This is a genomic window from Bacteroides sp. 11BF (genome assembly GCF_019633765.1).
Taxonomy (GTDB): Bacteria; Bacteroidota; Bacteroidia; order Bacteroidales; family Bacteroidaceae; genus Bacteroides; species Bacteroides hominis.
The window spans coordinates 12,681-35,866 of the sequence record NZ_JAFKPJ010000011.1 but is presented as its reverse complement, the minus strand read 5'-3'; the positions used below and the strand labels follow the sequence as shown (position 1 = coordinate 35,866).

Annotated in this window: 26 protein-coding genes; 22 read left to right on the top strand and 4 right to left on the bottom strand. The window is 37.5% G+C overall.

The window, feature by feature from the left end; genetic code table 11:
• Positions 1 to 11: 11 nt before the first annotated feature.
• Complete coding sequence (locus JZY04_RS12705; protein ID WP_122143370.1) at positions 12 to 1,589, bottom strand: beta-N-acetylhexosaminidase; 1,578 nt, start codon at positions 1,587 to 1,589, stop codon at positions 12 to 14.
• Positions 1,590 to 1,846: 257 nt separating this feature from the next.
• Here JZY04_RS12705 and JZY04_RS12700 point away from each other — a divergent pair, with 257 nt between their 5' ends.
• The 18 genes from JZY04_RS12700 (at position 1,847) to JZY04_RS12615 (ending at position 19,498) form a co-directional block, all read left to right on the top strand.
• Positions 1,847 to 4,486, top strand: coding sequence for a zinc-dependent metalloprotease (locus tag JZY04_RS12700; RefSeq protein WP_122143369.1), 2,640 nt, complete (start codon positions 1,847 to 1,849; stop codon positions 4,484 to 4,486).
• Between the two features lie 130 nt (positions 4,487 to 4,616).
• A complete protein-coding gene (locus JZY04_RS12695) occupies positions 4,617 to 7,922 on the top strand; it encodes a SusC/RagA family TonB-linked outer membrane protein (protein WP_122143368.1) in 3,306 nt (1,101 codons plus the stop codon).
• 21 nt (positions 7,923 to 7,943) lie between these two features.
• Positions 7,944 to 9,275 (top strand): RagB/SusD family nutrient uptake outer membrane protein, encoded by a 1,332-nt coding sequence (locus tag JZY04_RS12690; RefSeq protein WP_032530208.1) that lies wholly within the window; start codon positions 7,944 to 7,946, stop codon positions 9,273 to 9,275.
• Positions 9,276 to 9,899: 624 nt separating this feature from the next.
• Positions 9,900 to 11,039, top strand: coding sequence for a site-specific integrase (locus JZY04_RS12685; protein ID WP_255584440.1), 1,140 nt, complete (start codon positions 9,900 to 9,902; stop codon positions 11,037 to 11,039).
• 82 nt (positions 11,040 to 11,121) lie between these two features.
• Positions 11,122 to 11,583, top strand: coding sequence for a hypothetical protein (locus JZY04_RS12680; RefSeq protein ID WP_122143366.1), 462 nt, complete (start codon positions 11,122 to 11,124; stop codon positions 11,581 to 11,583).
• A 73-nt stretch (positions 11,584 to 11,656) separates the two neighbouring features.
• Complete coding sequence (locus JZY04_RS12675) at positions 11,657 to 12,241, top strand: DUF4304 domain-containing protein (protein ID WP_122143365.1); 585 nt, start codon at positions 11,657 to 11,659, stop codon at positions 12,239 to 12,241.
• A gap of 50 nt (positions 12,242 to 12,291) precedes the next feature.
• Positions 12,292 to 12,732 (top strand): hypothetical protein, encoded by a 441-nt coding sequence (locus JZY04_RS12670; protein WP_122143364.1) that lies wholly within the window; start codon positions 12,292 to 12,294, stop codon positions 12,730 to 12,732.
• Positions 12,733 to 12,936: 204 nt separating this feature from the next.
• Positions 12,937 to 13,239, top strand: a complete 303-nt coding sequence (locus tag JZY04_RS12665) for a hypothetical protein (protein ID WP_122143363.1) — start codon at positions 12,937 to 12,939, stop codon at positions 13,237 to 13,239.
• Between the two features lie 77 nt (positions 13,240 to 13,316).
• A complete protein-coding gene (locus JZY04_RS12660; protein ID WP_122143362.1) occupies positions 13,317 to 13,757 on the top strand; it encodes a hypothetical protein in 441 nt (146 codons plus the stop codon).
• A gap of 81 nt (positions 13,758 to 13,838) precedes the next feature.
• Entirely contained in the window at positions 13,839 to 14,507 is a 669-nt protein-coding gene (locus tag JZY04_RS12655) for an SMI1/KNR4 family protein (protein ID WP_122143361.1), read from the top strand.
• Positions 14,508 to 14,591: 84 nt separating this feature from the next.
• Positions 14,592 to 14,957, top strand: coding sequence for a hypothetical protein (locus tag JZY04_RS12650; protein WP_122143360.1), 366 nt, complete (start codon positions 14,592 to 14,594; stop codon positions 14,955 to 14,957).
• A gap of 77 nt (positions 14,958 to 15,034) precedes the next feature.
• Complete coding sequence (locus tag JZY04_RS12645) at positions 15,035 to 15,649, top strand: hypothetical protein (protein ID WP_122143359.1); 615 nt, start codon at positions 15,035 to 15,037, stop codon at positions 15,647 to 15,649.
• A gap of 65 nt (positions 15,650 to 15,714) precedes the next feature.
• Complete coding sequence (locus JZY04_RS12640) at positions 15,715 to 16,224, top strand: CPCC family cysteine-rich protein (protein ID WP_250706913.1); 510 nt, start codon at positions 15,715 to 15,717, stop codon at positions 16,222 to 16,224.
• A 121-nt stretch (positions 16,225 to 16,345) separates the two neighbouring features.
• Complete coding sequence (locus JZY04_RS12635) at positions 16,346 to 16,966, top strand: hypothetical protein (protein WP_122143358.1); 621 nt, start codon at positions 16,346 to 16,348, stop codon at positions 16,964 to 16,966.
• Positions 16,967 to 17,023: 57 nt separating this feature from the next.
• A complete protein-coding gene (locus JZY04_RS12630) occupies positions 17,024 to 17,467 on the top strand; it encodes a hypothetical protein (protein WP_122143357.1) in 444 nt (147 codons plus the stop codon).
• A 12-nt stretch (positions 17,468 to 17,479) separates the two neighbouring features.
• Positions 17,480 to 18,415 carry a hypothetical protein gene (locus tag JZY04_RS12625; RefSeq protein ID WP_122143356.1) on the top strand — a complete coding sequence of 312 codons (936 nt, stop codon included), beginning with the start codon at positions 17,480 to 17,482 and terminating at the stop codon, positions 18,413 to 18,415.
• Positions 18,416 to 18,477: 62 nt separating this feature from the next.
• On the top strand, positions 18,478 to 19,062 hold the full coding sequence (locus tag JZY04_RS12620) for a hypothetical protein (RefSeq protein WP_122143355.1): 585 nt from the start codon (positions 18,478 to 18,480) through the stop codon (positions 19,060 to 19,062).
• Between the two features lie 4 nt (positions 19,063 to 19,066).
• Positions 19,067 to 19,498: a hypothetical protein gene (locus JZY04_RS12615; RefSeq protein ID WP_122143354.1), complete on the top strand. Its 432-nt coding sequence runs from the start codon at positions 19,067 to 19,069 to the stop codon at positions 19,496 to 19,498.
• Positions 19,499 to 19,678: 180 nt separating this feature from the next.
• Here JZY04_RS12615 and JZY04_RS12610 read toward each other — a convergent pair whose 3' ends face one another.
• The gene (locus JZY04_RS12610) at positions 19,679 to 19,900 is read right to left on the bottom strand and encodes a hypothetical protein (RefSeq protein WP_032539351.1); all 222 of its coding nucleotides are present in this window, start codon (positions 19,898 to 19,900) and stop codon (positions 19,679 to 19,681) included.
• Positions 19,901 to 20,077: 177 nt separating this feature from the next.
• Here JZY04_RS12610 and JZY04_RS12605 point away from each other — a divergent pair, with 177 nt between their 5' ends.
• The 4 genes from JZY04_RS12605 (at position 20,078) to JZY04_RS12590 (ending at position 22,004) form a co-directional block, all read left to right on the top strand.
• Complete coding sequence (locus JZY04_RS12605) at positions 20,078 to 20,590, top strand: hypothetical protein (protein WP_122143353.1); 513 nt, start codon at positions 20,078 to 20,080, stop codon at positions 20,588 to 20,590.
• A gap of 134 nt (positions 20,591 to 20,724) precedes the next feature.
• Positions 20,725 to 21,165, top strand: a complete 441-nt coding sequence (locus tag JZY04_RS12600; protein WP_250703450.1) for a hypothetical protein — start codon at positions 20,725 to 20,727, stop codon at positions 21,163 to 21,165.
• Positions 21,166 to 21,184: 19 nt separating this feature from the next.
• Complete coding sequence (locus tag JZY04_RS12595; RefSeq protein WP_122143351.1) at positions 21,185 to 21,523, top strand: hypothetical protein; 339 nt, start codon at positions 21,185 to 21,187, stop codon at positions 21,521 to 21,523.
• On the top strand, positions 21,516 to 22,004 hold the full coding sequence (locus JZY04_RS12590; RefSeq protein WP_122143381.1) for a hypothetical protein: 489 nt from the start codon (positions 21,516 to 21,518) through the stop codon (positions 22,002 to 22,004). The genes JZY04_RS12595 and JZY04_RS12590 overlap by 8 nt, the downstream gene beginning before the upstream one ends.
• On the opposite strand, the gene JZY04_RS12585 is transcribed toward JZY04_RS12590, so the two are convergent.
• Both JZY04_RS12585 and JZY04_RS12580 read right to left on the bottom strand, forming a co-directional pair.
• Complete coding sequence (locus JZY04_RS12585; RefSeq protein WP_122143350.1) at positions 21,987 to 22,532, bottom strand: hypothetical protein; 546 nt, start codon at positions 22,530 to 22,532, stop codon at positions 21,987 to 21,989. The two genes, JZY04_RS12590 and JZY04_RS12585, sit on opposite strands and share 18 nt — an antisense overlap.
• 22 nt (positions 22,533 to 22,554) lie before the next feature.
• Positions 22,555 to 23,109 carry a hypothetical protein gene (locus JZY04_RS12580; protein ID WP_122143349.1) on the bottom strand — a complete coding sequence of 185 codons (555 nt, stop codon included), beginning with the start codon at positions 23,107 to 23,109 and terminating at the stop codon, positions 22,555 to 22,557.
• Between the last annotated feature and the right edge of the window lie 77 nt (positions 23,110 to 23,186).

Sequence of the window (23,186 nt, the reverse complement as noted above, 5' to 3'; positions counted from 1 at the left end):
TTGGATAATAATTATTTTCTTTTTACTATTTCAAACGGCACGCGCACTGAAACACCGTTTTTCATTAAATTGGTCAGGTTCGGATATAACCGTTCTTTGAAAGAGTCCCAGCTGCGATGCTCCATTTGGGTCCATCCGGCTTCTGCCAATGCCAGTCCGCGAGGATAGGTCATGTACGTTACCCGGTTGATATCTTTTATTGCTTCTCCCCAAAGCGTTCCCATTACGCCTAGAATATGTGCTTGTTCGGATGCAGGTCTTCCGTATCCCGGATCAAATTGATAACAGGTTTCGAGCGTTGTGACAGGCATTCCCCAATTGTTGAATTCCGGAAGATCACCTTTAAACTGGGGATAATCGAGATATGCAAATTCTCCCGGTGCCATGATCAGAGGGTTGCCGTGCTGTCGGGTCAGCTCCTGGCAAGTAGGTGTCAATCCGTATCTCCAGCTTACGAGTGTCACATCTTTGGGGTAAGGAAACAGATAGTCATTGGCAGGCATACGAATATTATCCAGTTCGCACCAAAGGATCGGCTCTTTTCCATCTGCCCGTACAAAACTGAGCATTCGGTCGAAGAAAGGAATCATTAACTGAGATGCTTTTTCATATTTCAGTTCTTTCATCATCTTTTGGCAGCGTTCGCATTTGGTCCAGTTTTTTTCTATTACTGCCTCGTCGCCTCCCAAATGGATATAGCGTGAAGGGAAGAGAGCACTTACTTCGTCAATAATGTCTTTGTATACCGTGTATACCTTTTCATTATTGGCGCAAAGCATTAAATCTACTGTTTTACCCACATTCTTTTCAATGGTATCGGTATGTGTACATCCCAATTCCGGATAAGCGGCTAATACAGCGACCGTATGCCCGGGAATGTCCAGTTCCGGGATTATTTCAATATGGCGTTCTGCTGCATAATGAATCAGGTCGGTTAGTTCTTCCTGAGTATAAAAAGGTTGCCCGGCTGTAAGTTTCGGGTGCTTTTTGATCTCCATTCTCCATCCTTGATCATCTGTCAGGTGGAGTTGAAGCACATTGTATTTGTATCGTACCATTTGGTCAATGTAGAATTTTACATCTTCTACCGGCAAAAAATGCCGGGCGGGATCGAGCATTAAAGCCCGATATCCAAAGCGTGGAGCGTCATCAATGCTGACTGCGGCCATTTCTTTCCGATTGGTGGTACATACATCTCCTAAAAGTATTTGATCAACCGTCATTACCCCATAGAAGACAGCTGCTGCACTGGCTCCGCTAATGGTAATTCCTTTCTGATCTATTTTGAGTTTATAATGTTCTTTCCCGTTTAGTTGCGGATCAATAGTTAACCGGATGGCTGATTGCCGTGAGCCGGAAAGGGGGATATTTATTTGCATCCGATCTTTCAGGATGGCTTGCAGGGTGGTAGCCGCAAACTTAAGTTCCGGTTGCTCTGGATGAATAGAGATATTTTTGCCTGTCAGGCTAAAAGGTTTACTTTGCAGTTGCTCTATATGGTTGGGCATAGGCAACAGGGCTGAACGATTGTTTTGTGCAATTGCCGTAAAGGCAAAAAGAAGGAAAATCAGTCCTAAATAGTTTTTCATGGGATTAATTTATTTAATTAGTTTCGCGGCAAATATACGATTTTTGTACGAGAAAACGGACACTTCAGCACAGAAAGAGGGGAGAACTGAACTTTCTTTTTAATCGAAAACTTGCATAAAAATGTGATATTTACTCATGATTTAGAGAAAAAAAGTCAAAATGTATCATTCTTATTAGGTATTATGGGCTATTTTGTTACCTTTGCGCCCCCTTATTCCATAGCGTAGAATAAGGTTAAGTGCTAATTAGATTTAACATGAGACTAAAAACAATCCTACTGACCACTGTGGCCACCGGTTCATTTTTGTGCGAGCCTGTCGCTGCTATGCGTGTTGAACCTCCCGCTATTTCTGAAATGGGATGGTTCTCGAAAAAGAAAAAGAAGAGCAATCCCCAAGACAGCGTCAAAGTTGAGAATGAGTATGAGAAACTGACGGGAAGCGATAGTGTCGCTCATCGCGGTATGTTCAATGTGTTCCGGAAGAAGAATGATTACTACTTTGAGATTCCCGCCACTTTGTTGGGACGTGATATGCTGGTAGTAAATAAACTGCAACGAGTACCTTCGGAACTGAATGAGGCCGGAGTGAACCGCGGAACTAACTATGAGAACCAAATGATCCGTTTGGAGCTGGACAAGCCGGCTAATAAATTATTAATCCGTCAAAGTCGGCCTTTGCCTCTTTTTCCATCCGAAGATGCTATCAGCCAATCGGTGAAGGACAACTATATATCTCCGTTAATAGCCGGTTTCAAGATAGAGGCATATAATAATGACTCTACCAGCATGTTGATTAAGGTAAACGACATATATGATGGTACGGAGACAAGTATTAATAACGTATTTACCAATATTAATCTGGGAACATCGGCTATAAAGAACTTATCGAGAATTTTATCCATTAAGTCTTTCGATAATAATGTAGTGGCAACTTCAGAACTCACTACACGTGTCACAGAAGGGACTACTACTATCTACGTGACAGTGGAGGTAAGTTCATCTATCCTGTTGCTTCCCGAAGTGCCGATGACCGGACGTCTGGACAATCCTCGTGTGGGGTATTTTACTAATCCTCTGACTAATTTCAGTGATGGGCAACAACGGGTGAATAAAAAACAATTCATTACCCGCTGGCGTCTTGAACCAAAGCCTGAGGACAGGGAAGCATATCTGCGGGGTGAACTGGTAGAGCCCCAGAAGCCCATTGTATTTTATATAGAAAACTCTACGCCTTATCGGTGGAGGAAGTATATCAAACAAGGAATTGAAGACTGGCAGGTAGCTTTTGAGCATGCCGGATTTAAGAATGCCATTATAGCCAAAGATATTACCGATGATATGGAGGTGGATATGGATGATGTAAACTACTCTGTATTGACATATGCCGCATCTACCAAGGCAAATGCGATGGGGCCCTCTATTCTTGATCCGCGTTCGGGGGAAATACTTGAGGCTGATATAATGTGGTGGCATAATGTGCTTTCAATGCTTCAGGAGTGGATTACGGTACAAACCGGTGTGGTTCGTCCCGAGGCTCGCGGCGTAACACTGCCGGATAGCCTGATGGGGGATGCTATGCGTTTTGTCGCTTGCCATGAAGTGGGGCATTCACTCGGGTTACGTCATAATATGATGGGTTCTTGGGCTTTTCCTACCGACTCTCTCCGTTCGAAAGCATTTACCGACCGGATGAATTCTACTTCATCATCCATAATGGACTATGCCCGCTTTAATTATGTGGCACAGCCCGGTGACGGTGTGAAAGCTTTGTCACCTCATATCGGACCTTATGATATTTTTGCCATAGAATATGGTTACCGTTGGTATGGCAAACAGACTCCGGAAGAAGAAAAAGGATTGTTGCAGGATTTTCTGGCAAAACATACCGATCGGCTTTACAAGTATAGCGAGGCACAGGATCCCCGGGATGCCGTTGACCCTCGTGCGCAGAACGAGGATCTTGGTGATGACCCCATTCGTTCTTCGCAGTATGGTATTGCCAATTTGAAGCGTATTGTTCCTCAAATAATCCAGTGGACCACTACCGGGGAGAAAGGGCAGACATACGAAGAGGCATCACGTTTGTATTACGCAGTTATCAATCAATGGAATAATTATCTCTATCATGTGATGGCAAATATCGGGGGTATTTATATTGAGAATACAACCGTAGGTGATGGCGAGAAGACTTATACGTTTGTGGAAAAAGAGAAGCAGCAGGCTGCTTTGAAGTTTTTGCTCGATGAAGTATTGTGTTATCCTGAGTGGTTGTTCGATCCGGAGGTTGCACAATATACTTATCTGCTCAGAAATACACCTTTAGGAGTAGTGGAGAATGCACCGACTCAAGTGTTGAAAAATGCACAGTCCTATATCTTTTGGGACTTGCTATCAAATAATCGCCTGATGCGTATGCTTGAGAATGAGTCTGTAAACGGCAGAAAGGCTTTCACAGCCGTGGAAATGATGGATGGTCTGCATAAGGGGATTTTTGCCGTAACCGAGCGTGGCGGCTTACCCGATGTGATGACCCGCAATTTGCAAAAAGGCTTTGTAGATGCATTGATTACTGCTGCTGCCGAAAGCGAAGGAGTGAAGGTGAACAAAAAGTTGACCGATAACCATTTCTTGTTCGATCATCAGGCACCGCTTTGCAGTTGTGACGATCATGCACATCGTTCGGCATACGCCGACCGTATGGGGGCACGCCGTGAACTGAATTTTTATGGTTCTCAGATAAATCGTATTTCAGATGCCATTTCAGTGAAACGGGGAGAGCTGCTCCGCATTAAAGATTTGCTCCAGAGCCGTCTGGGTACATCGGATGTAGCCACCAAATATCATTATAAAGATTTAATTTTGCGTATCAATACTGCGTTAGGCATTTCTAAGTAAATACACTAAAAACACAAAGTTCCCTCTGACAAACACTCAACGATTTTATTTGCTGAGCGAGGGGCTTTGTGTATTTATATAAATAAAAGACAGTTTTCAAAATGAGTATTAATTTTATAGGATGTAACAAATGAAAAGACACGTTTTTATTCTTTTATTGTCTTTTGTCGGAGCATTGACTTCTGCATTTGCCGCCGACAGGCAAGTTCAAGGAGTGGTGATCTCATCGGAAGATAATATGCCGTTGATAGGTGCTTCTGTCTATATAAAGGCAGAGGATCTGTCAAAAGACGGCAACTCTCCGACAATGACAGGAGTGATTACCGACATAAATGGTAAATTCAATATTTCAGTACCCGAGGGAGTAACTCGTCTATTCTGTAGCTATGTAGGATATGATGTGCAGGAAATTAAGCTTGTTCCCGGGAAGAATCAATATGAAATAACTCTTTCTCCATCGGCACAAATGCTTGATGCAGTAGTAGTGACCGGTTATCAAACTGTAGAACGTCGTAAACTGACAGCTGCCGTTGGGAAGCTGAACATTTCGGATGAAACTATTGGTGCTGTAAAAAGTATCGACCAGGCATTGGCCGGACAAATTGCCGGACTTTCCGTAACCTCTACTTCCGGTGCACCCGGTGCACCGGCAAAAATACGTATTCGTGGAACTTCGTCATTAAATGGAACTCAGGATCCGTTGTGGGTTCTGGATGGTATTCCATTGGAAGGTACGGATGTACCTCAGTCGGAGATCTTGAATGATATTTCTAATATACAACAGTCGTCTATTGCCGGATTGAATCCTGCGGATATTGAAAATATTACCGTACTGAAGGATGCGGCTGCTACTGCCATTTACGGGGCTCGCGCTGCAAATGGTGTGATTGTGATAACTACTAAAAAAGGAAAAGTAGGGAAGCCGGTGATTAACTTTTCTTCAAAGTTTACTTATATGCCTACACTGAGTTCCAAGCGTTTGAATCTGTTGAACTCTCAGGAGAAAGTAGATCTGGAACTTGAACTGCTCCGTTCTAATTTTGCCTATGGGAATAATAAGGGTGGAGTCTCTAAAATCATTTCCGGCTACGGTCTGACCGATGCATACAAAAACGGGGGCTGGGGAGCATTGACTTCTGAAGCGCAAGCCGATATCAACCGGTTACGGGATACTGAAACCGATTGGAATGATATTCTCTTTCGTGATGCTTTTAATCAGGAGTATAGTTTGAGCCTTTCGGGAGGTAACGAACGTGTAACCTATTATACCTCTATCGGATATTATAAAGAAAACGGTAACGTAAAAGGTGTTGGGTTGGATCGTTTGAATATTGTAGCGAAGACTTCGTATAAAGTCAACCGCATGTTAAAGTTCGGTGCTTCTTTGTTTGCCAACCGTCGTAATAACAAAACTTACCTGACAGATACGTACGGATTAGTGAATCCGGTTTATTATTCACGCAAGGCCAATCCATATTATCAGCCTTTCGACGCAAATGGAAATTACGTGTACGATTTCGATGTACAAAATACTTCTGATACAGATTTAGGTTTTAATATTTTTGAGGAACGTAAAAATACATCGAACGAAGAGACGATTAATGCGATTTCATCTATTTTCGATGCTGAACTGAGATTCAATGATAAGCTGAAGTTTACTACCCAGCTTGGGTTGCAATTAGAGAAGGCCTCAAAAGAACAGATTGCCGACCAGGAAAGTTTCTCAATGCGTTTAACCCGTAAGAACAGTAAATATTGGGATTCTGCTTCTCAGAGCAACAAATACTTCATACCGGACGGAGGCGTGCACAAGGCATATGAAAACACGAATTCTCAGATTACCTGGAAGGCAATGGGAGAATATCGGGATAGCTTCAATGATATTCACGAACTGGAAATAATGGTGGGTACTGAATTGCGTAAAACCTGGTATGAGACACTCTTTTCCGCGGGATATGGCTTCGACAGACAGACGTTGACCACGAAGCCGGTTATCTTTCCGGACGAAGATCGCGCCAAACAATTTCCACTCCATAAGAAAACGTATAAAGAGAATGCTTATGTTTCTTTCTTCTCCACAGCTTCCTATTCGTTGATGAACCGTTATACATTCGGAGGAAGTATCCGTTTTGACGGTTCGGATTTATTTGGTGTCGATAAGAAGTACCGTTATCTCCCTCTGTATTCAATAAGTGGATTATGGCGGTTATCGAATGAACCTTTCATGCAGGGAGCCAGAAAGTGGATGGATAATCTTGCATTCCGTGCTTCATATGGTATTCAGGGAAATATAGATAAAAACACTTCTCCTTTCTTGTTGGGCAAATATGTGGTAGACAATATTTTACCGGGTGGATCCGAACATATGATCGATATAAACTCGGCTCCGAACAAGAAACTTCGTTGGGAGAAAACTCAATCCGTGAATGTTGGGTTTGATTTTTCGGTACTCAATCAGGCAATTAACCTGAGTGTGGATTATTACTATCGCAAAGGTACAGATCTGATCGGAAGACAAATGTTGCCACTTGAAACCGGTTTTGTTTCGACCAGTGTCAATTGGGCGAGTATGACCAATAAAGGTGTGGAAGTATCTCTTTCCACACGAAACGTTGCTACCAAAAATTTCTCATGGTATACGAACTTCAACTTTGCCTACAATAACAACAAGGTATTGCAGGAAGCTATTCCGGAGGCTCAGACTACTCCGGGGCGTGAAGGATATCCGGTCAGTGCTATTTTTGCGATAAAGACTGCCGGATTGGATGCGGATGGTTACCCTCTGTTCTATGATAAAGAAGGGAAGAAGGTTACTTTGAAAGAACTGTATCGCTTACAGGATCCTTATGGATTAGGTTTTACGGTTAGTTCGGATGTAACTCCGGCAGAAGAACGTGGATTTTATTCATATATGGGTTCGGGAGATACTCCTTATACCGGCGGTCTGATCAATACATTCAGTTATAAAAACTGGGAATTGACAGCGAATTTATCCTTTAATTTAGGAGGATATGTACGTACGACCCCTTCCTATAACTCTATCAATTTTGATCGGGGACAGAATGTGAATCGTGACATTTTGGATCGTTGGACTCCGGAAAACACCGACGGACATTTACCGGCATTGATTACCAGTGAAAAACGTGCTGATGAGTATTATTGGTATGATCAAAAGAGTGATATATATCGGCATCTGGATATTTGGGTGAAGAAGCTGAATTATTTCCGTTTGCAGAATCTGCGTTTAGGTTATCGTTTACCGGAGAAAATGACCAAAGCTTTGGGAATGGGGTCAGCTTCGGTAGCTATTGAAGGACGTAATCTACTTGTATTTGGTTCAAGCTACAAGAATTTCCTCGATCCGGAATCAATGTACAATCCGTATGCACCGCCCATTCCTAAATCAGTTACGTTTAGCTTGAATTTAAATTTTTAATCATTAAGCAGAAAAAAGAAGATGAAAAAAATATATGTTTTGACTTTGTTGAGTTGTCTGTTGATGCTATCTGCCTGTGATAGTTATCTGGACATAAAACCGGTGGGAAGCGTGATCCCCCAAACTGCTGAAGAGTATCGCGCTTTATTGGCGCGTGCTTATCTGAATGTACCGAAGGACCGCGGACAAGCTTGTTTTCGTTCGGACGAGATGATGGTGAATGATAATGAATACGACCGGAATTCATTCGGAGACATCGAACGTTGGAATGATGTTTCTCCGTTTCCGGGAACGAGTCAGTTTACCTGGTCCAATTTCTATAATGTACTTTTTATAGCTAACCAGTTGATCGAGAATGAAAAAGAAATTACAGAGGGCACTCCTGAAGTAGTGAACCAGTTGGTAGGGGAGGCCTATCTACTTCGTGCTTATATGCATTTTGTTTTGGTAAACTTACATGGTCAGCCATATACTAAGCCCGGAGCCTTAAGTTCAAAGTCAGTACCTTTGAAGTTGGATACGGATATTGAAAAGACATTAGGACGCAATACTGTAGAAGAAGTTTATATTTCTATTTTGTCAGATATCGAACGAGCTCGTGAACTGATAAACAAAGAAGAATGGGAAACAGTTTTTTCTTATCGGTTCAGCGTTTTGGCAGTAGATGCATTGCAGTCCCGTGTCAGCCTATATATGGGTGAGTGGCAGAAATGTCTGGAATCTGCCGAAGCAGTATTAGCAAAAAAATCTGTTCTTGTTGATATGAACGAAGCCTCCTTTGTTCTGCCTAATCATTTTGAATCAGTTGAAACCATAACGGCATTGGAGCAAGTTATGAGTTCAGTAGTCAATAACGCCGCATGGGCTCCTGCCTCTTTTCTTACTATTTATCAGGAAGGTGACAGGAGATTGGCTGCCTATTTTGCTGCTCCCGATGAAAATGGAAATCGAAAGAGTTCTAAAGGAGGGAAAAGAGATTACTCCTGTACTTTCCGTGTAGGTGAACTTTATCTCAATGCAGCCGAGGCTGCTGCGCGTCTGGACAAATTGCCGCAGGCACGTACGCGTCTTTTGGAACTGATGCAGAAACGTTACACTCCCGTAGCTTATGTTGAGAAAAAGAATGCTGTGAATACAATGGATAAAGATGCTTTGATTGGTGAAATATTGAATGAACGTGCCCGTGAACTTGCTTTTGAGGGACATCGTTGGTTTGACCTTCGTCGTACTACGCGTCCACGGATTGTGAAAGTTCTCCAAGGCGAAACCTATATACTGGAACAGGATGATCCACGCTATACGATTCCTATTCCGAAAGATGCTATTGCTGCCAATCCGGGATTAGCCAACTAATACACATGAAGATCTAAAAAAGCACACACAACCCAAGCCGCAGAGTCTATAAAAAGACTTTGCGGCTTTTTTTATTTGTAATTTATCGCTGTGCCCTAATAAATAGCTTACGTTAGTATTGATTTAGAATGAAACTTTACTTGTCAGAAAAGTAATTATCTTCTTTTAGAATGTATGAACGGAATTCAGGGGATATGAATTGAATGTTTTATATATCTGTTTGCAAATTAGATGATTATGACGCTTTGCTGCTTGTCGGTCAAAGCCTTGTTTTAACACAGTGTTAAAGCAAGGCTTTTGATGATAAAGAAGAAGTCTTTTAAGTGCAAAAGATTTATTCTTTCTATTCAAGAATAGAATACTTTAAGAATAGCATTAACATTGTTAATTGGGAATTCTTCCGAAACGAGGAGCCGTATTGTTCTATTTTATAGGATATAGGAAAAAACTAACAGATTCCTTTGTGGGTGATTAGACAAAACCGTATTTTTAGAGGCATAATACCTATATTGATGAATTATCAGAATGTATGTGATAAAAATCAGAATAGAGAATAGAAGGAAATAGCATAAATTTGCCCAATATCGTCATTTAGTAGATAAGAAGCCATATAACACAGACATTATGCCTGACAAAATAAAGAATATAAAAACATACCGGAAAAAAGAACGTATGATTCTCTCCCGCTCCATACGGAGAAGGAGAAGGTATATTGAGGTAGCTTTCGGAAATAACGATGCTGCAAGGCTATTGTTGTCAAAGGAGAAGGGGGTGCTGTTTGAAAGCAACAAGGCATACCTGCCGGCAGAAGACTTTGTTTTGGCAGAATTCTTCGACCGTTATGTGAATCTTGCATTTATTGACTATTCCAAAGTAACAGACACTACAAATAAACCGGAAAAAGAAAAGACCATCCGCCCGGAACTGCCTGTGGGCTTTTTGGAAAAGCTGAAACAGATGCGTTACAGCGATCATACAATACGGGTATATACTACCTATATCGGAGATTTTCAACTGCATTTTGCCGGAAGCAACCTGAAAAGGATTTCGCCTGACGAAATAAATGCCTACCTGCTTTATCTGATAGACAAGAGAAATATCTCTTCCTGCCAGCAGAACCAACGTATCAACGCGATCAAGTTCTATTATGAAAAGGTGTTGGGCAACGAACGTCACTGCTACAAGGTAAACCGTGCAAAACGTGAGAAGACACTGCTGGATGTATTGAGCAAGGAAGAAGTGAAAGACTTTCTAACAGTAGCTAAAGAAGATTTGCAGTTTTATTGCATGTATTCGCTGCTGTACTCGGCAGGACTTCGTATCAGCGAATTGCTGAATCTAAAACCGGATGATATAAACATTTCCCGTTCACTGATACATGTACGACAGGGAAAAGGGAAGAAAGACAGATATACGCTGCTATCCAAACCGTTTATCAATAAACTGGAAGAATATAGGATAGCGTATCAGCCGGAAAAGTGGCTTTTTGAACGTGAAGCCGGAGTACAATTCTCTGAAAGTATCGTTTCCAAAAAACTGAAAGAGATAGCCCATGAAGCAGGAATAACAAAAAGAGTATATCCCCACTTGTTCCGCCATTCGTTCGCTACACATTTGATAGAACAAGGAACGGACTTGAAAATCATAAAAGAACTGTTGGGGCATGAAAATATTAGAACAACAGAGATGTACGTCCATATTGCAGACACTTACAAAAGCAAAATTAAAAGTCCGTTGGACGATATTTTAGAAGAAGAGATTTAATAAAATACTTAGAGAAAATAACAGCGGAACATTAAATGACCGCTGTTAGCATAACGTTAGTTTCCATTAAATGAATTTAATTATGAAAATTGAAGATATAACGATAGAGTATTTCAATCGGTCGATTAATTATGAAAATATTACCGTAGAAATGTGGGATGAAGAAGTCTTGCTTCAAACCGTTATTTATTTTTATACGGAAAATCATGACATTTCCCCTTTTATAGAAGAAATAAAATATAGGTTGATTCGCTTTAATCAAGACAGAAACCTGGTTCTTCAAAATATTATAGATGAAGGATATTTGCAGACTGCTGAAACTTGGGCTGAAGATTCTAAGATTACTTTGCCTATATCAAAAGAAAAGTTTTTGGAAAGTTTTTATCCTTTTGAGATAGGATTCTGCATAGGAAATTTAGAAGATGAACCTGACGTCATGGTTTATCTTGGTAGTGATGTTGAATATTTTTCAGACCATGTTTTGTGTTGTTATATAATGAAAAAGAATAATCAAATAGAATATAAATCTGTATTAGAAGGATAATTGGAAACTAACAAGCGGCTCAACCTCCCATAAAGATTGGTTAGCCACCAGACATTAGTCATTATAAAACAATATGTATATCAAAGAACTATCGAAAGGAATAAAAATAAAAGGTTTTAAAAAGAATGGCTTAACTTGGTTATGCCAATGTGATCCTTTTGTTTATATGTTCAGAATTGATCCCGGCAAATATTGTGATAAAAATTGGCAATATTATACCTTGGAGATAGGAATCTATTCTTCAGATGTTTTTGGTTTGTGTTGGGGTAAAGTTCCAAAGGGTAAAAGTGTAAAAAATACAGATTGTTGTTTGAGAGGTAGAATTTCTGATTTCTTTCAAGAAAATGGCAACATTGAATTTTATGAAGGTGTAGAAGTAAAGGAATTACAAGAAAGAATAAATTTCTTAATTGGAAAGGATATTATTCCTTTCTTTAATAAAATAAAATCATTTGAAAAGCTATATAGAATAATGCTTTTCTACGAAGAAAAGGCTATTCAACAAGAATTGCATCAAATATATATTGCTTGTATTGAATATGTAATGAATAAAAAAAATGATGCTTTAATACGATTAGAGAAAATCAATAATCAAGTATGGAAGAAGAAGGCACAAGAAGTAATAATGAGAATGACTAACAAACAAACTAAGTGCTGAAAACAATTAGTTGCAACCCATTAGTAACCTCAACAATAAAATAGAAAGATATGATAAAAATCAACTTTTATTTAAATTCGTTAGACGACAGAGTTAGTCCTTTTGAATTAGGGGATTTTGAATTATGTCTAAATGAAGAAGTATTAATAACTTCCAAAAACACAGTTCCGAATCAATCCATGATGGTTTTTATTTCTGCATTAGATTTGTTAAATGGGATAAATAGATTGCAATGCGATAAGAAAAGATTTCTTTTTATTGGTGCGGATTCATCATTTGCTATTTCTTTTATAAAGAAAAAAACAGTATTAGAGATTTTACATTTTCGACAAAAGATTAAATTGAATTTTGATGAATTTTGCCTTGCCTTATATAAGTCTGTTATGCATTTATATATGGTTGATGGTTCTCCAATAAAAAATGAACCTATGGTAATGGTTGATTTAAAGAATGGTATTTGTAGATTCAAAGAAACATTTAAAATAGAGTAATCTTATATTTTTTAGTGGTTATTATAAACTTAAAAAATGGGAATAATCAACTCGTAACCACGATTTTTCTTTTCATCTTGGCAATATTTTGTTTCTTTCGATAAGCTGCTGATGAAAAATATAAAAAGTAAATAGAGCTACTAACAACCAAATGAACCACCTAAACGGTGCTTATTTTCATACATTATCGACAGATAATATCAAATGGAAAAAGAAGAATTATACAATAAAATAAAAAATATTAGTGAGATACAATCCGTAAATAATTCACATTTGGATATAAACTTATTCCAAAAGGGGGTTATGATTGTAATGCAATATAAAGAAGAAGGTGGAGAACAACAAGAAGCATATGATACGCTCCATTCACTTTATAAAAATTACGCTAACAATAAAGAAGATGAAGCAAAAATGGATTATGTTGCTGATTTATTAGATTGTGTATGTGGCTGGATAGGTAACGAACGATACAAACTATGGAACAAATATCCTTTTGATACTAAATAAGTCGATAACAAGTAGCTTAACTTCCCTAATAATGGTCAGTTAGCTGCCAAACATTATCGTTCAAACAAATAAATGGAATGAATAAAATAGAGTCATTTAAATATATTCGCCCTATTTCTCTGAGTACAACATCTTGTAACTCCATTGACGATTTTCTTCCTATTGAAATTACATGGGAATATAACGGGAGTATATATAATCGGAAACAAGAAAAAGGTGGTTTGTGTGCTATTTTATTAGAACATGATAATGTAATAGGTGTTGTTGAAAATCCATATACTGGAGAATACAATTCAGCTTATGTTTTAAGCGCAACAAATCAAATAATTTGGAATGTGTCTGATTTGTTTATTGCTATATATGGGAGTAAATATTATGGTGGTATAAAGATGCATTTCGTTGATGTGAGAATTGAAAATGGAAGTTTATATTTTTTCATCAATATATCAAATTGTGATTTTCGCTTTTCATTTAACATAAAAACTGGAGAAATAGGACGATTAGTAGAAACAAGATAACTGAACGATAACAAACGGATAAATCTCCCTAACGGTCGATTATCCGCCAAACATTAGTAGCGAATAAAAAAACAAAATAGTATGGAAGAAGTAGTGAAGAAATATGTAGATGAATGTTTGGGCTTTGTGAAAGAACATAGAGAATATCTTATGTATGTTCCTTTTTACGAGAAACCCATAGAACCTGAAATGCAGGCTTTGTTAGATAATAGCATACTTCAAGGGAAATCGGTTAAGATATATGTCACTCAACCGGAACATACTAATTATATGGTGAACATTATTACGGACAAAGACCATGTATGGAAAGTGATAGATAATCAAATTTCAGACGAGGATATTTCCAAATTAGAAAGTAAATTAAATGTTATCCTTCCGCTTTCATACAAGACCTACTTGAAATATAAACACTTTTATGAAATGTTTTGGGATTTAGATGTTCGTCTATATCCAAAGCCCATTCATTCATGGAATAAAATCCTAATTGAAAATAATAAGGAACTGCAAGAGGAAATTCTTGATAAAGGGTATTTTGCGATAGGTCAATATTCTGATTATGGTGTGATAGCTCTTAAATTGACAGATAATGAGAATAAAGAAGGTGAAATCGTCCTCTTTGATTACGAAACACCTGCAACGGAAGTATTAGCACCTAACTTTATAGAATTTCTAAATCAGATATTGCAAAATCCTAAACCTGTTCTTCAAGAATTAAAAGGTTGGGAGAAAAAAATGTATAAAATGGAATGACGCTACTAACAAGCACCTATTCCGCCTAACGGCGGCAAGCTGCATCCCATTATGAACAATTAAACGAAATTAAAAATAAAATAAATGAATACAGTAGAATTAGTTTATGCTTTAAAGAGCAGGTTGTATGATAATGCCATAAACTTATATAAAGACGCTTACAACAAGCCCGTTGATGGCTCAGATGATTACTCTAAAGCAATAAAGACTTTTCAAACTTTATCTGAAAAAGAGAAAGAGCATATTCTTTTTTTAGTAAGAACAGTGATATGGGACACAATGTCTGATCTGTTTTCATGGTTAGATGGAAATTATCTGCTTACCGGGCAGACTGATGATGCCGAGTTAAAGATTAATGAGAACAAAATGAACGGTAATCTACAAGATATTTGGGTCAGTATAGAGGAAGGTATGAGTAAAGAGGATATAGAAGAATCCTATTTGCAATAAATGTTCATAACAAACGGCTTAACTTCCTAAACGGTTAGTTAGCCGACAGCCATTAGCAACCTAAATAACAAAAATATATGATGAACGAAAGGTTAAAAGCTGAATTTGAAGCATATAAAAACGACTTTGAACTTATAAGGCAACAAATTGAAAAAGAGGTCGTAAGAAATGAATATTATAAAAGTGAGTTTTATGAACTTACCCCATTCTCTTATCAGCGTAATGGTTTCAAACAAGGGAAGCCTGTAAAACGTCCTGATACAATAAAAAGTAGCAAAAATCTTTGTGTATATGGATTTAATGATCAAGCAAAAATAATTGAAGTAAAGGCTGGTTGTTCGATTGAAAATCAATTCTATCACACCTTCCTATTTTATACTGACAATCTTGTGAAAAGTATTCTCTATGATAATGGCAAACATCTGATGAATGTATGTCATTACTTTTTCAAGGATGGAAAGCTGAATCGGTTGCTACTTTGTGGTAATTATGGTAGCCGTGAAGAGAATTACATCTATGATGGAAATGTCTTGACACATATTGAAATCAAACAGTATAATGAAGAGGGGGAAAACGCTGGAGGCTTGGTTCACATATTCCAATATCAGGACGATGGGGCTTTAGACTCCATCACCAAATCATTTCCAAATGGATATTCTGAAATAATCTATAAAACAAAAAGAGGTTGCTAACAAACAGATGAAACATTTAAGGTGGTTTATCTGCCGGACATTAGCATTGAAAATAAACTGAGAAAATGATCCAATTAAAAAGAAAAGAAGCTATTAGGTTAATAAAATACCACCATCTTCTCCATTTATCAAATGAAGAAAAGGCAGATATAATATCTGATTATAATTCCAAAGTAAAAGTATATGACAAAAGCAATAGTTTGGATTTTAAAGAGATTCAAAAATATAGTAATAATAAGTATATACTTGATCGATTTTCATATAATGATTTAGTTACTAATGAATACATTGAAGAGATTTTCTTTGCTTTATATAATATTCATATTGAGTTAATTGATAAGCCGGTGTCATTATTAGGATATTGTTGTCCATGTTGTAACTATAAAGTATATAGAAAAATGGAAATATTTGATATTTGCCCTGTATGTATGTGGGAAAATACAAATACTGGAGAAGATCAATATAGTGCCCCTAATCGTTCTACATTAAAAGAGTATCGACAAGAGTTTTTAAATAATCAAAAGTTAGAGCCTAATAATCTTAAATATATACAGTATGAATTAGGGAGTATTTAATTGGGGAACAATATATCAAAATCAACAATAAAAACATCATGATAAAGTAAAAATAAATGCTAACAAACGGCTTAACTTCCGAAAAGTTAGTTAGCCGATAGACATTAGCAACCCAAAATAAATGGAAATGATTGAAGAAACTTTAAGAACTGAATTTGAAGCATTGAAAAATGACTTTGAAATCATAAGACAACAAATAGAAAGCGATGTTGTCAGGACTGAGTTGTATAAGGGCGAGTTTTATGAGCTTACCCCATATTCCTATCAGCGTAATGGTTTCAGACAAGGAAAACCTGTAAAGCGTCCTGATACAGTAAAAAGCACCAAAAATCTTTGTATCTACGGGTTTAATAATCAAAATCAAATAGTCGAAGTTAAGGTTGGTTGTTCAATTGAAAATCAGTTTTATCACACTTTCCTATATTATACAGACAATCTTGTGAAAAGTATTCTATATAATAATGGTAAACGTTTGATAAATGTACGCCATTACTTTTTCGAGGGCGGAAAGTTGAAACGGTTACAGTCATGTGGTAGTCGTGGTAGCCGTGAAGAGAATTACATCTATAATGAAAATGCCTTGACACATATTGAAATTAAACAATATGATATTGATGGTAAAAGTGGTAGTGATTTAGTTCACATATTCCAATATCAAGACGATGGGACTTTAGAAACTATTACCAAATCATTTCCAAATGGATATTCTGAAATAATCTATAAAACGAAAAGAGGTTGCTAACAAACAGATGAAACATTTAAGGTGGTTTATCTGCCGGTTAGCATCAATGAATGAATTATGAGCAAAAGAATAAATAACTGGTCTGAATATTGGCAAAGGTATGATACCCTATGTAGTAATATAAAGTCTGAAAATAATCAGTTGGCAGAACAACTTATAAATGCAAAATTACATGTCAATGGCTTGACTGATGGTTGGTATGACTTCTTAAATTTGTTTAAGGAGTTAATATTCAAGAATGCTGATACTTTAAGTTCAGATTGTAAAGTACAAGCAGATATTCTAATTACTCAATTAGAAAAAGCTCTCGTACCGCAAAACAGATATGGTGGTATGACCGTCAATGAACGTCTTGTTATTGCTAACAAAATGGATGAATTTGATAACGCAATAGACAACAAAGACACATTGAGAATCATAGAAATTCTAAAAAGTGTAGAATTGACTGATGACAACATCAATGCTATTCTTAAGAGTTTCAAAATGTCAGCTATTAAATAAAGAATAAATAATATGATGCTAACAAACAGCAAACCGCCTAAAGCGGCACGCTGCCAGGCATTAGCTATTAAGGAAATGATTGAAATTTATAACATAGAGAATCTTGATGAACTGTCTGTTCATTTAAGTAAACAGGAACAGGGAAAAGCTAGAAATTGGCTTTTTAGTCAGTTTGATAAGTTATACCACTACGAAAACATTAAAGAATGGAATGAACTTGTGAGAGTATGTGAGGCTTTAAAAATTATTGGCTGGGGAGATAGAGAACCTTTGGAAGCGAAAGTTCAACGCTGGATAAATGGTAGTTTCTATACTTCATTGATGAACCAATATTTTGAAATTAAGGATGAGCAAGGATGGAGTAAATTAAAAGATTCCTATGTTTTGGAAAATGGTAGTGATAAAACCTATTATACTGGTTATAAATTTCAGTCGCAACGAAATTTATTGCCCAAATCGCCTATTCGGTGGCAGAAGTCAGGGAACTATCAAAAATCAGTTCAACCGTTCTATGAAAGTCTTGATAGACTAAAAGATTTGGTCGTGCATGAACTTCGACCGGAAGAATATGGCGATAGCTTTTCTTATCTTGGCATTTCAATGTTTTTCAGTCATCACGATGACGAAAATGAATCTGTCAGGTATGAATACTTTCATTCTCAAAATGAAGTGCCAGAAGGATTTAATGGTAAATATTATATTCGTCCTAAGTATAAATGGGGGCGTTTGGTAAATCAAAACGGAGTGTATCATATAAAGGTCGAATGTCATTTTAGCCGTAAATTCGGTGAATTACCGCTATTGGAGCAGAAGAAAATAATCATAAGCGATTTCTTGTATTATATACAATATGTTTCTGATAAATTGCAGAAAAAGAAAATCGAATATGATTGCAACCTCTTAAAAAGCGATTTGGAACTAATTTTAATGAAATGGGAAGATAGCTAACAAATGAATAAACAGCTTAAAAAGACAGTTATTCACAACACCATTATCAACATTGTAAAAAAATGAAAGTATATAGAATAGCGATAAATATAAATCCCCAATATGCCCACCTTCACGCACAAATGGGGCAAAACCTTTCAAAAGGTATTAAAGTGATGTGGGATGATTGGATAGCCAAAGGGAACGTAATACCTGATTTTGTATATAGCACATATACTATTTGCAAAAAAGAAATAGCGGATAATTTGCAGAAACATTTTGTGGGTCTGAAGTTAGTAGAACTCAACTTTGAAAAGAATCCTAAAGAGTTGATTGTAAAAAATCTTAATAGGCTAAAATGGCTGCCTAAAGAAAATGTAGAGTTAACTGGAATTGATACAGATATAGAAATTCCAGCATTACCGCAAAGTACTTTACGATTTGGTGTTAGCGGACTGACAGGAAAAGAATGTATAAAAGAAATTATTGGAGCTGAAACTTTAAAAGGAGATAATATAATACCTCGTGAAGCAGGTAAGGGTATATTCTTCAAAGCAGAAGATATAGGTGGCTATAATTTTTTTAGAAATTGGAGATGTAATATAGTTGATAACAAGCACCTGTGCCACCTAACGGCGGCAAGCTGCATCCCATTATCAACAGAGTAAAAAAATGAAAGTATTTAGAATAGCAATAAATATGATTAAGCAAACCAAGATTTTAAAATTTATAATCCCTATTGTAGTATTCATTCTATTGTATGCTGTCTCAACAATTAGAAACAACAATGTAAAAAAGGATGGCATATATTCTATCGTAACTCTTATTAAATACGGTTCTGCTTATAGAGGGCAAAGTGCAAAATATGAATTTATATATAATAAGACTTTATATGAAGGAAGTTTTTTTATATCATTTGCCGAGAGTAAAAACACTCCAATCGGAACCCGTTACTTTGTAACATTCTTAGCCAAAGCCCCCGACCGACATCTTATATTAGACAGCGTACCATCTTGGTTTACTCTAAAAGCACCAGATAAAGGATGGAAAACATTACCTACGCAAAAACAACTACGAATAATGATGAAAGATAGCTCGAATTAAAATGCTGCCACCGGACATTAACTTGATAATAAATAAACGAAAAATGAAACAGAAATACTATATAATCAAACTATTATTGAAAATATGGTTTGGAATATTATGTATTAGCCTATTGTGTACTACGGGTATTCTTTGGCTAAAGACTCAAAATATAAAACCTGTACCAGATATGGATGCTTCTTATAGAGGCATGGCATTGGCTTGGTCAATTTTGGGAATTTTGGCATTATCTACCGGAGCAATCACTTTGTTCTTGAACTGCTTTGCAAGAGTTAGAAACAGCATACTGTATAGTTCCCTATCATTTTTTCTTATTCCTATTTTGATGATTTTATTTTCTGGTGCAATGTGCTTGTATGATACTACAATACCATTTTTACTTTGTTTATTGGTGTCATACATATTGTTTAGAAATAAAATAATACAGAAAACAAGCGGATGAATCGACCTGATGGTCGATTAGCCACCAGACATTATCAGAATATATATGATAAAAATCAGAGTATAGGATTGAAACACATAACGTATATTTGCAGTCTATTTCAATGAAATGGATGAAATCATAAAAGTAATTTGAATATGAAACACTTTAAAATAATAACGATGGGAATACTTGCCTCTATTCTGGGTTTACTGGGATGTGGATATGGAAACAAGCGAGCTACGCAGAGTGAGAGTATAAATCCTTATATTCCGGTAGCCGCACAGATTACAATGGATAAGTTGCCGGGCGTGCTGAAAAACGTACAGGCAGGACGAACGGAATATGATTTTACGGGTATCTGTGCCAATGGTGTGGATTGTATCTATTTCATGCAGGATAACGGAAAGTTCTACATTGATTTTGAAGCCATGAGCAAAGACCAACTTCCCTATCTGGATTCATTGAAGCAGTTTGCCAAAGAGCATAATTACCCAATTATCGAAACGACCTATAACAACACGCCCATAGATTACGATCATGTGAAATATGCTCCGGTTCTAAGCCTGAAAGTCAATGTGGATATTGACAGCATCGTTCATGTCGGAAAATTGATTGAACAAACCATTTTCAAGAATAACGATCAGACCATTTACGATATAGTGCCTTAGAGGGCATAAGGAGAATATAAAAGAATAATGATAAAATGAGAGATAAGGATTCCGGGAAAAAGACATTCTGGATTTACCCTACAAATAAGTTTGTTTGGGCAGGAGTTGTAATATGCAGTATATTTAGTGCATTTATGATCTACTTTTTATGTGTAGCCAATTTAAGTGAGAATAAAGTCCTCTTTATTTTCCTGTTGCCCATATCTTTGTCTATCCTGTTAATCTGTTGGGCACTACCCAGTAAGATTTTGCTTTGTGAGGATAGAATAGAAGCACGAAGCCTGTTCGGGAAAAGAAGCATCCGGGTGGATGAGATAAACTCGTGGGGAGTTGTGCAAATGTATAAGCCCTACCGTTGTAAAGAGGGTATTTATTCTTATATACCTGCCAAGTCATTCAAACCTTCCCGTAAAATAGAGGAGAACATAATTTTCTCGTATAGCCTGTTTTTATCCAATATTCCGCACTATGACGGGAAAAAGAAAAATTCGTCCCAAACAGATAAAACTATTTTTGTCAGTTACCGGAAAGAAGTGTATATTGCATTGGAAAAGTATCTGAAAGAAAAAAAATAATGTATTAATATTAGTATATATGAAAGAATTTGGAACTATCGGAGATTTAATCAATGCTTATAAAGCATTACCATGTGACGCTTATATCTATTGCTCAAAAAGTGTTATTGAAACAGAGAACTTGGAGAATGACAAATATTTAGTCATTGAATCGGAAGAAGAGGATGAATATGTGGAAACAGAAGATGGTGAAGTCCCCAAACAAGCATACGATTTGGGTATGAGTTCGTTGGTCGATGTTGAAACATTTAAGTATATATTGAGCTTTCAATATAAATTGAATCCCAAAACATTATACAAAGATTGTATAAAGGCTATTGAGTATTATTTAAGTAATGATGATTTTCTGGATGAATAAAAGAATCATTTCATTTATCTGTGCAGGATTGGTAGCAACAAGTTGCGTGTTCTCACTCTGTTTCTATGATTATTTTGCCAACGATGGCACTACCAGCAATCCCATCTATTGGATTTTCGACTTTTTCCAGTTATCCATACTGCTGGGACAAGCCGGAATAGGCGTTTATACTATCAATGCGCTTCTACGGCAGAGGAAAGAAGCCGTTTCTTCTTTGGGATATTTTGCGGCTCACGTATTTCTGCAAAATATAACTCCTTTGCTCCAAGCATGGTCTGCGGCTGTCATTACGGAATATCCGCAATGGTTGCTGATGAGTCAGGTCGGCTTTAGCATTGTTCTTTTTCTTACTTTGCTAATCATCCAGCCTGCCTCTCTATTCAGGAAGTCGGAATATATCCCCCGGCTGTTGATGGCTGCATTTTATATCAACTGCGTATATACGGCACTTACCGTCATCGGATTAATTATTACCTTGTAATGATTGCATATAAACAGAATCCAGCACAGCACCTTCCCAATGAATAGCAGGCGGGTATTGTTTCCAACCTTTTTCCGGTGGGGACAGTACCCATGTGGGGACAAACTCGTCCCCAAAAGCCTTATTGTATTCAGGGTTGCTGACGGCATACCTCACTATGATGCGCAAAGGATTGCTGACACCCAAGAATTTGGGGTATGTCGTCGTAGTATTATATTTCACCCCATCCACATAAAAACCGAACTGGCGTACCTTATGTCCCCCTTTAATGACACCCGACACTTTTTCATAAGTGGCTAAAGTGTATCGGTTGCCTTCCGCCAACGCACGGGCTTTGTGTATGCTATCATACCATGTCCAGCCGGAACCTGCCATTGCAATCAGGCATAAAAGATAAGTGAATAGCGAAGTCTTTTTTCCCTCCGTAGCCCATTGCATTTTCAATAGCGAGCCTACTATCATGGCAAGGGCTCCCGCACCCAACAGGGAGACACAGACCAAAGCCGGAATGTTCATGTACTCTATCATATTGTTGTTTATACCGTACCTTTTAGTTCTTGTTTTTGGTTGTCCATTCTTTTTCGATAGCTTGACGGATTGCTTCCCGGTTATCACAATTCCTGCCACCGGAAGCGTGCCAACGGCGAGTGGGATTGCATCGGCTATTGTAAGCCATATACGGATTCCCGAAAATGACGGTTATACGCACACGCCAGCGCATACAAATGTCATCGGCTACGAATTGCTGTTTGTTGCACAGTATTATTTCCCACTGATTTTCCTTAGCCAGCCGTATCAGGACTTTTTGCTGCTCTTGGGGGGTGAGTGCCGTACTGATGTAATGCAGTTTGAGCGTGTTCTTCTTATTCCGATAGGTAATGTAACCAACCGCAGCGAAAACAACCGGAAACAATACGACAAACCATATAGATTCCGGTTCTATCGTTTCACCCTTAATCTTTGCCATCAGAAGGCAAAACAGTAAAGCGACAGAAGTAAACAGAAGCATAAAAAGAGGCTCTTTAGGATAGTAATCCTTTTTCTCCTGATCCGTCAGCTCTATGCGGCGGTTCTTTAGCGTGCGCTTTAATAATTCCTGATTCATATCGGATTCTTTGATTTACAAAGTTACTACAAAAAAGAGAAATGCGGAAAGATATAGTGATAGAATTGAGTTACAAG